This is a genomic window from Agrobacterium sp. GW821-FHT14E08, assembly GCF_058803865.1.
The window spans coordinates 596,429-609,905 of sequence record NZ_JBXAPJ010000002.1 but is presented as its reverse complement, the minus strand read 5'-3'; the positions used below and the strand labels follow the sequence as shown (position 1 = coordinate 609,905).

Here is a 13,477-nt window from a genome sequence, read left to right as displayed (position 1 = left end):
TCGCTGCGTGCAAATCCGGTTTTATGCTTTGCGTTTCATCAAGCAGAAGAAGAAACCGTCCGTATCTGTGGTTGCAGGCGTCAGCGTCACTGTCTGTCCGTCGGAGGAATGCGGTTTTCTGGCATTGTCGCCGAAAGTCGTCTGCCAGCGTTGCAACGCGGAACTGATGGAGAATTCCGCATTTTCCTCGCAGAAGCGCCTCACCTGCTGTTCGTTTTCTTCAGGCAAAACGGAACAGGTCACATAAAGCAGTTCACCGCCCGGGCGCACGAAACCCTTTGCCTGCGAAAGCGCTTCGCCCTGCTGCTGCACGCGCTCTTCAAGATTGCGCGCGGTCAGCCGCCATTTTGTATCAGGGCGTCGGCGCCATGTTCCCGTGCCGGTGCAGGGCGCGTCCACCAGGACGCGGTCGAATTTCTCATGGAAGGGGACCAACCCGGCTGCGCGGTCATGAACCTGCACATTGCGTGTGCCGGCCCGCTTCAGCCGCTCGATGATTGGCGCGAGCCGCTTGCGGTCGGCATCGAAGGCGTGAACCTGGCCCTTATTGTTCATGCTGGCCGCCATGGCCAGCGTCTTGCCGCCGCCACCGGCGCAATAATCGAGGACCTGTTCACCCTCACGCGCGCCGGCGAGATCGGCGACGATCTGCGATCCCTCGTCCTGCACTTCGAACCAGCCCTTCTGGAAGGAGAGTTCGGCGGTTACATTCGGTAGGCGGGAAGGACCCTCACCGGCGGGGATGCGTACACCCTGCCGGGCGATATGTGTGGCTTCCGCGCCGCTTTCCTCAAGCGCCTTCAGCACCTTGTCGCGGGTTGCCTTCAGCGTGTTGGCGCGCAGGTCAAGGGTCGGCCGCTCGTTCAGCGCCTGCGCCTCGGCGAGCCAGCCCTCTCCGAATGCCGCCTCAAAGGAAGGCTGCACCCATTCGGGGATGTCGCCCTGAATATGGGCTGGTGCATCGGAAAGTGAGCGGGAGAGAAAGGCTTGCTGCCTTTGTTCGTCGGGTGCGTCGGGGGCGAATTTATCGCCATCAAATTCCGCCGCCAGTTCAGAAAAGCTTTTGCCCCATTGACGTAGCAGCACGGCATAACCAAGCGAGGCGGCGCTGTCGTCATCCATCAGCCAGGCGTGCGACAGTTTCATGCGCAGCGCGTCATAGACAATGTTGCCGATTGCCGCCCTGTCGCCGGAACCGGCGAAACGATGGGCAAGGCCCCAATCTTTCAGAGCATCGGCGACGGGACGCCTGCGTCCCTCAATATCCGCCAATACTTCGATTGCTCCGGCCAAACGCCCGCCTAAACGCATTGTCTACCTCATCTTGCTGATAGGCCGGTTGGTAGACGCGAATGGCGGCAAGGGCAAGGCTCAATCGGCTTTGACGATCTCGTAGCAGACCTTGGCGGTGCCGGAGCTTATCATGCCGATGTTCTTGGCGGCTGCCTTCGAGAGATCGAGAACGCGGCCCTTGATGAACGGACCGCGGTCGTTGATGCGCACCACCACGGCCTTGCCGTTGCGGGCATTCGTCACCTTGACCTTGGTGCCGAACCGCAGCGAGCGGTGGGCGGCGGTCAGGTTGGCGGCGTTCATGCGCTCGCCAGAAGCAGTCTTGGAGGTCAACGCATACCACGATGCGCCTCCACAACCATTTGCCGCATTCGCCTGAAGAGGCGCGATGATGGAACAGGCGGCTATAGTTGCAGCGGTGAAAGTTATACGACGGATATTCAACAAACTGTGCTTCCCTGAAAACCGGCCCCGCGCCGGTTGTTTGTGCCCTTGCTAAACGGCCATTTGCTGGCCTGAACGCCTTTTGATGCGAGATTGTAGGGCGAGGGAAAAATGGCGAAAAAAAGCTGAGCTCAAATCACGAACTGTTACAGTCTGTAATATTTGTGATCGTTAGCCGGAAAGGCGCCTCGAGGCCCCTATTGTCACAATTCGGAAAAAATAATGCAGAATCAATGCTCAATGGAAATGCTATTGCAAGTCACTGCTTCGTGAATCCACTTCACGAAATGTCACTGAAATATTTTTCTAATGACTATGATTTTAGCGATTTTTGTTTGGTTAATAAAATCCTAATTGACTGAAATGCGACGAAAACCATCCGCAAAAGTGGGTTTGGAAGGATTTTTCATCGCTTTCCGTGGCGGGATTTTCAGCCCCGCCAAAGGTCGTTTTTCCACAATTGGGCCAGCGACATTTTGTAGTCCGGGAACCCGAAATCAAAGCCGAGGCGCCTGATCCTGGCGTTGGAAACGCGTTTGTTCTCGCCATAAAAGGAGCGGGCCATCGGCGTCAGATCGGCGGTCTCGAATGGCTGTTCAGGCGGCGGCTCAATGCCCATCAGCGTGGCGGCATAGCTCACCACATCCTGCGGCGGGCCGGGTTCGTCATCCGTCACGTTGAAGACGCCGCGTTGGTTTCTCTGTGCCAGGAAAGCCAGAGCCGCGCCGATATCCTCGACCCGGATGCGATTGAACACCTGATCCTTCTTCACCAGCCTTCGCGCCGTTCCCTTTTCGAAATTCATGAAGGCATTGCGTCCGGGACCGTAGATTCCGGAAAGACGCAGGATTGCAAGTGGCACATCCGCCCTTTGAGCGGCCGTAGCCCAGGCGGTCTCAGCGGTAACCCGTTCCACGGACCGGGCGGAAACCGGGCGGCAGGGCGTATCCTCATCTACCCAGGCGCCGTCATGGTCGCCATAAACGCCGACGGTGGAAAGATAGGCCAGCCATTTCAGATTGGGCAGCAGCCTTTTCAGATCATCGCCGAGCAGTGCAAGCAGAGGGTCGCCTTCCTTGCCCGGTGCAATGGATTGCACCAGATGCGTGACATTACCCATGGCAGTGATGAGCTCGTCATTGAGATGCGCACCGTCAAAGAGAAAGGGCGTCATGCCTGCGGCGGTCAGGCTTGAGAATTTGTCTTCGCTGCGGGTGGTGCCGGCAATGGTCGCAGCTTCGGTTTTCAGCGCGTTTGAGATGGCCTTGCCTGAATATCCCGCGCCGAAAATCATCACATGCATGGTTCACGCCTCTGCCAGTTGCCATTCCATTTCCGCCTCCGGATCAGTCTCCGGTGCGCGCGTGGCAGAGTATGTACGGAATTCCTCCCTGTCCATAAGCCGCGACAAGGCCCATGCGGCCATACCACGCACCTCCGGCGAAGGATCTCTCTCGGCGAGCGCCTTGCATTGCTCGAGGAATTGCCGGTCGTGGGAGTTTCCCGCCGCGATCAGGACATTGCGAATAAAACGGTTGCGGCCGATACGCTTGACGGGCGAGCCGCTGAAGAAGCTGCGGAAGGCGGCATCGTCAAGCGTCAGCAGGAAGGCGATCGAGGGTTCCTTTAAATCCTCGCGCGCCTGCAATTTCATCTCGGAGGCGCTGGCCGCGAACTTGTTCCAGGGACAGGCGGCAAGGCAATCGTCGCAGCCATAGATGCGGTTACCGATCATAGGGCGGAACTCGTGCGGGATCGGCCCCTTGTGCTCGATGGTGAGGTAGGAAATGCAGCGGCGAGCGTCCAATTGATAGGGGGCGGGAAAGGCAGCCGTCGGACAGGCGTCCAGACAGGCACGGCAGGAACCGCAATGATCCTTCTCGGCCTCATCAAGACAGAGCTCGGCGGTGGTGAACATGCTGCCGAGAAACAGCCAGGAGCCATGGGTGCGGCTCACCAGATTGGTGTGTTTGCCCTGCCAGCCGAGACCGGCTGCCGCGGCAAGCGGCTTTTCCATGACAGGGGCAGTGTCGACGAAGACCTTCACATCCTCGCCGGCGCGCGCTGCAAACCGGGTGGCGATTTCCTTCAGCCGCCCCTTGATAACGTCATGATAGTCGCGATTGCGGGCATAGACCGAAATTGCCGCCTTGTCCGGTTTCGAAAGTACACCACGCGGGTCTTCCTCCGGGCCGTAATTGAGCCCGAACATGACGATGGAGCGCACGTCACCCCACAGCGTTTTCGGCTCTGCCCGGCGCGCCTCGTTCTCCTCCATCCACGCCATCGTGCCGTGGTAGCCCTTGTCGAGAAACTGCCTCAGCCGCTCCGGCGCGAGCGGAATGCTGTCAGGCGCCGTGATGCGGCAGAGATCAAAGCCAAGCGAAAGCGCCTCCTGACGAATGAAATCCGTCAGTTTGCGTGCGCGTATCCGCTGCTTGTCGCTGGCGACGTCGATAGCCGTTTCTCCCGCAGGTTATTCTGCGACATATATATGCCTGGTGCGCGCCGCAGCAAATAACCGGAAGACCGGAAGTTAGAAATCCAGATCGGCGTAGTGGGAGGAGGGGGCGAGGCGCGGAATGCGCTCGCTCAGGAAGGGCCGGAAGGACGGCCGCGATTTCAGCCGCTGATACCATTCCTTGGCGATGGGTGCTTCGAGCCAGTTGATCTCACCGAGATAGTCCAGCACCGAAACGCCGGCGGCGGCGGCGAGATCGGCATAGCTCAGCCGGTCGCCGGCAAGCCAGGTGCGCGAACCCGCCAGCCATTCCAGATATTTGATGTGCTGGCGGATATTGTTGCGGGCGGTGCGCAGAAGCTTGGAGTCCGGCGGCCCGCCACCCTGTGCGGCCGTCATCTGCAATTTATAGACACGCTCCCGCACCAGTGGCCGGGTCACGTCATTTTCCATCTTCTGCAGGAACCATTCCGTCAGGCGGCGGATTTCCGCGCGCTGAAACGGGTCTTCGGCCAGCAACCGCCTGTCGCGCTTCAAGACCCCGTGCGTTTCGTCGAGAAACTCGGCAAGCACATAAGGCCCACTAAGCGATCGCATGTTATCGTCAAGATAGACCGGCAGGGTGCCGGCCGGATTGAGCGCCAGAAACTCCCGCCGTCTTTCCCACGGCTGCTCCTCGACGAGATCGGTCTGGAACCCGTATTCCGAAAGGATCAGACGAACGAACCGGGATGCGGTCGACATCGGAGAATGATAGAGAGTTGGCATTGGTACTCAATTTTTACGATTGGTTGTCATGATCGGCATTTGCCGGAAAACTTTTTCAGTTTCGCTTCATCAAGACGCTATAAGAGCTTGGCTACTTTAAAACAAGTTTAACGCAATTGCTTTCCATTGCCGCTTTCCCCTGAAAAAAAGGATACCTCATGGGTGACCAATCGATCATCAGCGCGCTTCTGCTGGGCATTATCGAGGGTCTGACGGAGTTCATTCCCGTTTCCTCAACGGCGCATGTCCTGCTGGCCGGCCATTTCCTTGGCTTCAAATCGCCGGGCAACACCTTTGCTGTCCTCATCCAGCTTGGCGCGATCCTTGCCATCCTTCTTGTGTATTTTCAAAAGCTTGTGTCGATCGCGCTCGCTTTGCCGACAAGTGCCAAGGCGCGCCGTTTCGTGCTGGCCGTCGCTCTAGCCTTCCTGCCGGCGGCGGTCATCGGGGCGTTGGCGCATGATTTCATCAAGACGGTGCTGTTCGAAACGCCGATGCTCATCTGCGTTGTGCTGATTATCGGCGGCGTCATATTGCTGGCGGTCGACCGGATGCCGCTGAAACCGAAATATACCGACATCATGGACTATCCGCCGTCGCTTGCCTTCAAGATCGGCCTCTTCCAGTGCCTTGCCATGATTCCCGGCACGTCGCGGTCCGGGGCCACGATCGTCGGATCGTTGCTGATGGGCACCGACAAGCGCTCCGCCGCCGAATTTTCGTTTTTCCTGGCGATGCCGACCATGCTCGGCGCTTTTACTCTCGATCTCTACAAGAATCGCGACGCGCTGAGTTTCGATGATGGCGCGCTGATTGCCGTCGGCTTCATCGCCGCATTCGTCTCCGGCCTCTTCGTCGTTCGCTCGTTGCTGGACTTCGTCTCGCGACGCGGTTTTGCGCCTTTTGCCTGGTGGCGCATCGTCATCGGTTCGCTCGGCCTGATAGCACTTCTGGTTTTCGGTTGAGCCGATTCTAGAAATAGCCGCTCATTTTGAATGGCCGGACTGAAAACGAAAAAGCGCCCCGGAGAACCGGAGGCGCTTTTTCTTTGAAACTCTCAAAGGCCGATCAGTTCGTGCTGATCGAAGCCGTTGCGCAGGGGTCGACGCCATAAGCGGGAGCGCAACCGCTCTTGCCCGCTGCCACCGTTCCCGGCGCCATGAAAGAACCCGCCAGAACCACCAAAGCCGCACACGCAAAAAAGAGTGCGATAGATCTGCCCATTTTATTATTGCCTTTCAGACGTTCGTTCGCGCGGATTACGCCGCCGTGTGTGAAGTGAGGGTTCTGGATATGTTTGGAATGTGGCCATTATCAATAAAGCGGCTTGCTGAATACCGGGTTAATGCGAAGTCTTTTCCACAGTTGCGCTTGTGCCACGCTTGCGTGTGGAGGCCAGATGGCCGCTAAATTTTACCCGGCTTTTCAAAGCAGCTTTAGTCGATTGTACACATCCCCTTTAGTTGAGGGGGAAATGCACAAATAGCGGTTTGGTTGCGATTGAATTGCGCAAAAACAAAAAGCGGGAATGGCTCCCGCTTTCGTTTAGATCGCTGGTATCCGAGGGAGCCTCAGGCCGCCTTGCCTGCATTTGAGAACTGGCCGTGCGGGCGATATTGCACCATGTAGGACGGCAGGACGGAAGCGACACGAACAGGTGTGATGCCGATACCTTCTAGCGTCAGGCCGTTCTTTTCCGCGTCTGCGGAAACGACATTGTCCTTTTTCAGCATGGTTACCTGATCAACCGTCAGCGGCGGTGCGATGAGCGGCACCAGCGATGTGATCTTGGCGATCGTCGAGGCAATGCCGAAAGGCAGATTGACGAAAGGACGCTGGCGATAGGTTGCAGCGAGAACCGCCTCGAGACAGTCACGGAATGTCATCACATCCTGGCCGCCGAGTTCGTAGATGGCGCCGGGCTTCAGCTTGCCATCGACGCTGCGGGCCACGGCCTCGGCGACATCCTCAACATAAACCGGCTGGAACTTTGTTTTTCCCTCGCCGATCAACGGCAGGAAGGGTAGGCCACGCGCCATCTTGGCGAATTTGTTGAAGAAATCGTCTTCAGGGCCAAAAATGATCGATGGACGCAGAATAACCGCGCCGGGCAGGATGGAATGAATGGCGGCTTCTGCGCGGCCTTTGGTGCGGCTATAACCGGTAGGAGAGCCCGCTTCCGCGCCGATAGCGGAGATATGAGTCAGCGTTGCGCCTGCATCGCGGGCGGCTTCGGCAATGGCCTTCGCACCGAATTCCTGCACGGCGTCGAAGGTGTTGCGGCCGCTTTCAGTCAGAATGCCGACGCAATTGACCACATGGTCGGCGTCTTCGACGGCTTTGACGATGGAATCGCGATAACGCAGGTTGGCCTGTGCAAAGGAAATCTGACCGACATTGCCCAGCGGCTGCAGGAAGCCGGCAAGATCGGGACGGCGCACGGCGACACGGATGCGGTAGCCGCGCTTGGCGAGCATTCTCACGACATGACGCCCGACAAAACCCGAACCGCCGAAAACGGTGACGAGGGGTGGAAGGTTGGCCAAGGTCATGGGAGGCTCCTCAGAAGCTGTCGATAAAGCGTTTTTCAGTCTCTTAGCCCAAAGCCGGGCGCAGGTGAAGAGACGTTGTCGTGCAGCCCGGGTCTAGTTTTGGGGCCGGTTTTCGAAATGCGGTTGACGACCGTCAAATTCCCTCGACGATCATCATCTCCGCATCCGCAATTTCCTGGCGGATTTTGGCCGCGGCCTGGTATTCGGGCGAATTGTAGCAATCGATGGCGTGTTGCACGGAGGGGAACTCGATGACGACATTGCGCGCACGCGCCTTGCCTTCCAGTTCGGTCAAGGCGCCGCCACGGGCCAGGAAATTGGCGCCGAACCGCTCGAAAGCGGGTTTCGCCGTCGTGACATAATCCTTGTAGCGCTCGCTGTCGCGCACATCGACGCGGGCGATCCAATATCCCTTGGGCATGTCATCTCCTTCTGTCGTTATTGATTGGCCGGAAAGCTGGCGCGCAGCATGTCATCCAGAATGGCGCGGGCTGCCGCCTTCGGGTCCTCCGCCCTGACGATCGGGCGGGCGACGACCAGATGGCTCGAACCGGCCTTGATGGCGTCGTAAGGCGTCATCACCCGCTTCTGATCGCCGAGATCCGCGCCGGCAGGGCGAATGCCGGGGGTGACAACGGCAAGATCAGGGCCGAGGATTTCACGCACGGCGGTCGATTCCTCCGCCGAACAGACGATGCCGCCCATGCCCGCTTCGCGCGCCTGTTGCGCCCGGCGCAATACGAGCGAACGGGCATCCGCGGCGTAACCGGCCTCAGCAAGGTCGGTGTCGTCCATCGAGGTCAGCACGGTGACACCCAGCAGGCAGAGGCCGGAGCCTTCGGCAGCCTTGACAGCGGCGCGCATGGCTTTGGGATAGGCATGCAGGGTCAGCATCGACATGCCCATGCGGGCGATGTTTTCGACACCGGAGGCGACGGTATTGTCGATATCGAGCAGCTTCATGTCGAGAAAGACTTTCTTGCCGCTCTGGACAAGGTCACGCGCGAATTCGAGGCCGCCGGCGAAAACCAGCTGATAGCCGATCTTGTAGAACAGAACCTCGTCGTCGATTTTCGACACGATGTCTTCGGCCTGCTGCACAGTCGGAACATCGAGCCCGACGATGAGTTTTTCGCGCGCGGTCATTGTCTTATCCCTGCCATGTTTCCATTGCCGTCCAGTCGCATGTGGGGGACGCGGCTGCAAGAGAAAAGTCGGCGATGGAAAAGCGGAAAAGATTACCGCCGCCGGGCGGCTGGTCCTTGCTGCGGCTGATGCCGCGGCCTTCTATATGGCATTTGAGAAGTGTGCCCACGCCACCATGGCCGACAAAGGCGATCGGCTGCTGCGGGTCGTGCCGGTCGAGAACGGCTCTGACAGCATCGACAATCCGCACTTGCGCATCGATTGCCCTTTCCCAGCCGTGAAAACTTTCCTGCGGATGGGCGAAGAACCAGTCAGCCGCTTTCTCGAACTCCGGCGGCGGCAGGAAACCGGTGGCCGACCGGTCGTTTTCATGCATCGTCTCAATGATGTCTATTGTCGCACCGGATGTCTGGCAAAGGATGCGGGCGGTTTCGATCGCCTTGGTTTCGGCACTGGAGACGATGCGCCGCAATGCCTGCGCCCAGGGCAGGCGGCTCGCCTCCCGCACCCGCTCGGCACCGATGTCAGAAAGTCCCCACTCGGGAACGGGAACCGCCAGATCGATCCTGACCTGGGGGTGGGTGATGTAGAGCGCATGCATCAAAATCGGTCCTTGATGGCGATGGAAAGGGTAACTCAAAACCCTAACCATCCGTCACGACCGGGAAATGACGGTCTTGCCCATTCTGCCGCGCGGTCAGGCCCGCGTATAGGTCCACAATTGCGCCGGCGGAATATTGCGCACGATGAAATCGAAATGGCGGATATGGTAGAGATGCGGCTGCGCGACGATCGGGGAAATGGCGCCGTAGGATATCTGCACGACGGGGCGGCCGTGCGGCACGCGCTTCAGCAATTCGTCGAGAAGCTTGATGCGGGCGGCCATCGGGAAATTCAGCATCGGCACGGCGGAAATTACGCTGTCGAACATCTGCCCCTTGTGCTCGCCGAGTGTCGCATCGAGATCGAAGGCGTCGCCATTGACGAAATTGACGCCGGGATAGCTTCTGAGCAGCTGATTGTAGAAATCGGTCGAATATTCAATGGCGGTCAGGTTCTCGGGTTTGATGCCGCGCGCCAGAATAGCCTTGGTGATGACGCCGGTGCCCGGGCCGAGCTCAAGAACAGGCAGGCCGGAATGGGGATTGATGACGCTTGCCATTTTTTTTGCCGTGATGGAGGAGGTCGGGACGATGGCTCCCACTTTTTTCGGCTGGCTGACCATGCCTTTGAAAAAACGGATTTCTTCCTCGAATTTCTGTTCAAGGCGTCGCTTCAGGTTAAGTGCCATGATTCCCCTCGGATAAATTTTGGTCATTGTCAAAAAACGGTTACGTACTGTTGATCCCATTTGGCGCAAAAACAAGGCAAAATGTCGTAACTGGAAAAATTCACTTAAGGTTTGAAATGCGCAGCCGCCGAATCAAAAAACGCCGGTGAAGCGATCCACCGGCGTTTTTGATTAAATTGAAGAAAATGGAGGCGGTTTAGACGCGCATCGGCATCAGAACGTAAAGCGCATCGTCACCGGCAGTGTCGCGAACGAGCGTCGGCGAGCCGGCATCCGCCAGAAGGAAAATCGCGTCGTCGCCGGATAGCTGTGAGGTGATGTCGAGAAGATATTTGGCATTGAAGCCGATTTCCATCGAATCATTATCGTAGCCCACAGCCACTTCTTCGGTTGCGCTGCCCGAGTCGGGATTGTTGACCGTCAGCGTCAGCTGGCCATCTGTCAGCGCCAGTTTCACGGCGCGGCCGCGCTCGGAAGAAATGGTCGAGACGCGGTCGACAGCCTGCGCGAAGGTCTGGCAATCCACGCGCATTTCCTTGTCGTTGCCGGTGGGGATGACGCGCTGATAGTCGGGAAAGGTGCCGTCGATCAGCTTCGAGGTCAAAACGACCGAGCCGATGGTCAGGCGGATTTTCGCATCCGAGACTTCAACGGTGACTTCCAGTTCAGGATTGTCCATCAGCTTCTGCAATTCGCCGACGGTCTTGCGCGGAATGATGATGCCGGGCATGCCTTCGGAACCTGCGGGCGCATCCACATCGGCGCGCGCCAGACGGTGGCCGTCCGTCGCAACCGCGCGCAGCTTCAGCTCGCCATTGCTTTCGATGGTGTGGAAGAAAATGCCGTTCAGGTAATAACGCGTCTCTTCGGTCGAAATCGCAAATTGCGTCCGGTCGATCAGCATCTTCAGATCGGTCGCCTTCAGTTTGAAAGTGTGGCTGAAGGTGCCGGCGGTCAGATCCGGGAAATCGGTTTCCGGCAGGCACTGCAGTGAGAATTTCGAACGGCCGGAGGCAACCGTCATCGTGGAGCCGTCTGGATTGGTCGCCAGAAGCACTTCGGAACCATCAGGCAGCTTGCGCACGATTTCATAAAGCAGGTGCGCCGGCACGGTGGTGGCACCCGCCTGCTCAACCATGGCCGGTGTCGCTTCGGTGATTTCGAGATCGAGGTCGGTCGCCTTCATGTCCAGATTGGCGCCGGATGCGCGCAGGAGAACGTTGGACAGGATCGGGATCGTGTTGCGACGCTCGACAACCCTGTGGACGTGGTTCAGCGATTTAAGAAGGTTCGACCGCTCAAGAGTAATACGCATGGACGCTACCGCTTTCAACCGTTGCGAACCGGCCACCGCCGGATCGGCAAGAAGAGTCTTGACCGGCCCAAAAGCCGGATAATGTGGACGGGCAAAATGGCAGAGTTATTGCAGAAAATGCAAGAGCCGAGTGCATCTGCGGGAGGTCATTTTGCTGCTATACAGCATGATCCACAGGTTGCGGCAGCCCGCAGACCTTGTTCGCCGCTTCCCTATTGCCCATAAAGGGGCGAAAATGGAGCGACCGGCCGTCAATGATCGGCCAGAATGATTGGAAGCCGCGTGACGGAAGAAATAGCGAACAGGGACCTCAAACCGACGAACAGGGAGTTCAGGATCGGCACGGCCACCATTCCGGCGCGGCCGCTGGAGCCGGCACTTTATCTCGTTGCCACCCCCATCGGCAATCTGGGTGATATCACCATCCGGGCGCTGGAAACGCTGGCATCCGCCGATGTTCTCGCCTGCGAGGATACCCGCGTCACCCGCATCCTGCTCGAACGTTACGGTATTCGCACGCGCCCGCTTTCCTATCATGAGCATAATGCGAACGAGGCTGGTCCCAAGCTCATCGCCGCGCTTGAGGCTGGAAAGTCCGTGGCGTTGGTGTCGGATGCCGGAACGCCGCTCGTCTCCGATCCCGGTTATCGTCTGGGTCAGCTTGCGCTCGAGGCCGGTCATCGCGTCGTACCGGTGCCGGGTGCGTCCGCACCGCTTGCCGCCCTCGTCGGATCGGGCATGCCGAGCGATGCCTTTCTGTTCGCGGGCTTCCTGCCGGTGAAGGATCGTGGCAAGCGCGACCGATTTGCGGAACTTGCGAAAATTCCCGCGACCTTGATGTTTTTTGAATCGCCGCACCGCATCGGCGCCACCGTCAGGGTTGCCTCGGAAGTGCTCGGTCGCGACCGTCGCGCCGTGGTCTGCCGCGAATTGACCAAGACTTTCGAGGAGTTCCGTCGTGGCACGCTCGGCGAACTTGCAGATTATTATGACGGCGACCGCGTGGTGAAGGGCGAGATCGTGCTTTTGGTGGAGCCGCCCTCCTACGATGAAATTCCCGATATCGAAGACGTTGAGAAGCTGTTGAAGGATCTCGTCACAACGATGCCTGCCGCCAGGGCCGCCGCCGAGGCGTCGAAGCTGACCGGCCTGCCGCGCAAGGAGCTTTATCAGCGGCTGCTGGATATGAAGGACGCGGATGGCCGCTGACGGGCGAAACAACAAAAGACGCGAGGCCGAGCGACGCGGCCACGCCGCGGAATATTGGGCCGCGCTTTATCTGCTGTTGAGAGGCTATCGTATCCTCGCCATTCGATACCGCACCCGACTTGGGGAAATCGATCTCATTGCCCGCAAGAAGGATGTCGTCGCCATCGTCGAGGTCAAGGCGCGATCATCCGCCGAAGGCGCGGTCGACGCCGTCGGCTGGCGTTCGCAGCAACGCATCCGCGCGGCGGCCGATCTCTGGCTGTCCCGGCGCAGGGATGCAGGGCGATTTTCGCTGCGTTTCGATATCGTCGCCGTTCTGCCGCGACGCCTGCCGCAGCATTTCATCGATGCATTTTGAAGGGGAGGGACAATGATGCCGACCGAGCGGGAAAAAATGGCCGCGGGCGAATGGTACAGCTGCATGGACGCCGAACTGGATGTGTTGCGTTCCCGCGCCCGGCGCGCGGTTCACCAGCATAATACCATGCCGCCGGATGAGCGCGGAGCCATGGCGCCATTGCTGGGGGCGCTTTTCGCCGCCAGCGGGGAAGGGGTATTTATTGAAGCGCCGTTTCATTGTGCCTACGGCTTCAACATCACCCTTGGTAAAAACGTCTACCTCAATACCGGCTGCACGATCCTGGATTCGGCAAAGGTGACGATAGGCGATGGCTCGATGCTGGGACCCGCCGTGCAGATCTATTGCGCCGAGCACCATCTGGACCCGGTTCCGCGTTCGCAGGGCATTGAAATCGCAAAGCCGGTGACGATCGGCCGTGATGTCTGGATCGGCGGCGGAGCGATCCTTCTTGCGGGCGTCACCATCGGCGACGGCGCAATCGTCGGTGCCGGTTCGGTGGTAACCAGGGATGTGCTGCCGGGCACGACCGTGGTGGGAAATCCGGCCCGTCCGATAAAGCGCAGGGACCCGTGAGGCACGCGTTTTTGAGGGAGCGGCCTCCATTCGCAGGCGCTGTAACAAATCTGACATCAAACTG

General features: G+C 58.8%; 15 protein-coding genes. 4 read left to right on the top strand and 11 right to left on the bottom strand.

Going from position 1 to position 13,477, the window contains the following annotated elements; all coding sequences use genetic code 11:
• Window positions 1-21: 21 nt before the first annotated feature.
• From AC1ROR_RS11665 to AC1ROR_RS11645, 5 genes are all read right to left on the bottom strand, one after another.
• The gene (locus tag AC1ROR_RS11665; protein WP_498589469.1) at window positions 22-1,311 is read right to left on the bottom strand and encodes an RsmB/NOP family class I SAM-dependent RNA methyltransferase; all 1,290 of its coding nucleotides are present in this window, start codon (window positions 1,309-1,311) and stop codon (window positions 22-24) included.
• A gap of 60 nt (window positions 1,312-1,371) precedes the next feature.
• Window positions 1,372-1,740 (bottom strand): septal ring lytic transglycosylase RlpA family protein, encoded by a 369-nt coding sequence (locus AC1ROR_RS11660; protein WP_035219318.1) that lies wholly within the window; start codon window positions 1,738-1,740, stop codon window positions 1,372-1,374.
• 427 nt (window positions 1,741-2,167) lie between these two features.
• Window positions 2,168-3,040, bottom strand: a complete 873-nt coding sequence (locus AC1ROR_RS11655) for an SDR family oxidoreductase (protein ID WP_498589468.1) — start codon at window positions 3,038-3,040, stop codon at window positions 2,168-2,170.
• 3 nt (window positions 3,041-3,043) lie between these two features.
• Window positions 3,044-4,195, bottom strand: coding sequence for a tRNA epoxyqueuosine(34) reductase QueG (queG, locus tag AC1ROR_RS11650; protein ID WP_498589600.1), 1,152 nt, complete (start codon window positions 4,193-4,195; stop codon window positions 3,044-3,046).
• Between the two features lie 78 nt (window positions 4,196-4,273).
• Window positions 4,274-4,966: a glutathione S-transferase family protein gene (locus AC1ROR_RS11645; RefSeq protein WP_035219312.1), complete on the bottom strand. Its 693-nt coding sequence runs from the start codon at window positions 4,964-4,966 to the stop codon at window positions 4,274-4,276.
• 158 nt (window positions 4,967-5,124) lie between these two features.
• Here AC1ROR_RS11645 and AC1ROR_RS11640 point away from each other — a divergent pair, with 158 nt between their 5' ends.
• Window positions 5,125-5,931, top strand: coding sequence for an undecaprenyl-diphosphate phosphatase (locus AC1ROR_RS11640; RefSeq protein ID WP_052820219.1), 807 nt, complete (start codon window positions 5,125-5,127; stop codon window positions 5,929-5,931).
• A 606-nt stretch (window positions 5,932-6,537) separates the two neighbouring features.
• Here AC1ROR_RS11640 and AC1ROR_RS11635 read toward each other — a convergent pair.
• From AC1ROR_RS11635 to dnaN, 6 genes are all read right to left on the bottom strand, one after another.
• Window positions 6,538-7,518: a complex I NDUFA9 subunit family protein gene (locus tag AC1ROR_RS11635; protein ID WP_498589467.1), complete on the bottom strand. Its 981-nt coding sequence runs from the start codon at window positions 7,516-7,518 to the stop codon at window positions 6,538-6,540.
• A gap of 133 nt (window positions 7,519-7,651) precedes the next feature.
• A complete protein-coding gene (locus tag AC1ROR_RS11630; RefSeq protein WP_035219305.1) occupies window positions 7,652-7,939 on the bottom strand; it encodes a DUF1330 domain-containing protein in 288 nt (95 codons plus the stop codon).
• 17 nt (window positions 7,940-7,956) lie between these two features.
• Complete coding sequence (gene pyrF / locus AC1ROR_RS11625; RefSeq protein ID WP_498589466.1) at window positions 7,957-8,664, bottom strand: orotidine-5'-phosphate decarboxylase; 708 nt, start codon at window positions 8,662-8,664, stop codon at window positions 7,957-7,959.
• Between the two features lie 4 nt (window positions 8,665-8,668).
• On the bottom strand, window positions 8,669-9,265 hold the full coding sequence (locus AC1ROR_RS11620; RefSeq protein WP_498589465.1) for a histidine phosphatase family protein: 597 nt from the start codon (window positions 9,263-9,265) through the stop codon (window positions 8,669-8,671).
• Window positions 9,266-9,361: 96 nt separating this feature from the next.
• On the bottom strand, window positions 9,362-9,955 hold the full coding sequence (gene pmtA, locus AC1ROR_RS11615; protein WP_035219859.1) for a phospholipid N-methyltransferase PmtA: 594 nt from the start codon (window positions 9,953-9,955) through the stop codon (window positions 9,362-9,364).
• A gap of 196 nt (window positions 9,956-10,151) precedes the next feature.
• Window positions 10,152-11,270, bottom strand: coding sequence for a DNA polymerase III subunit beta (gene dnaN, locus AC1ROR_RS11610; protein ID WP_498589464.1), 1,119 nt, complete (start codon window positions 11,268-11,270; stop codon window positions 10,152-10,154).
• A gap of 267 nt (window positions 11,271-11,537) precedes the next feature.
• On the opposite strand from dnaN, the gene rsmI reads away from it, so the two are divergent.
• Genes rsmI through AC1ROR_RS11595 form a run of 3 tightly spaced genes read left to right on the top strand, consistent with a single transcriptional unit; the run spans window position 11,538 to window position 13,413 of the window.
• Window positions 11,538-12,479 carry a 16S rRNA (cytidine(1402)-2'-O)-methyltransferase gene (gene rsmI / locus AC1ROR_RS11605; RefSeq protein WP_498589463.1) on the top strand — a complete coding sequence of 314 codons (942 nt, stop codon included), beginning with the start codon at window positions 11,538-11,540 and terminating at the stop codon, window positions 12,477-12,479.
• Window positions 12,469-12,837 carry a YraN family protein gene (locus AC1ROR_RS11600; protein ID WP_080833239.1) on the top strand — a complete coding sequence of 123 codons (369 nt, stop codon included), beginning with the start codon at window positions 12,469-12,471 and terminating at the stop codon, window positions 12,835-12,837. The genes rsmI and AC1ROR_RS11600 overlap by 11 nt, the downstream gene beginning before the upstream one ends.
• 15 nt (window positions 12,838-12,852) lie before the next feature.
• Window positions 12,853-13,413: a sugar O-acetyltransferase gene (locus AC1ROR_RS11595; RefSeq protein ID WP_080836411.1), complete on the top strand. Its 561-nt coding sequence runs from the start codon at window positions 12,853-12,855 to the stop codon at window positions 13,411-13,413.
• Window positions 13,414-13,477: the final 64 nt, after the last annotated feature.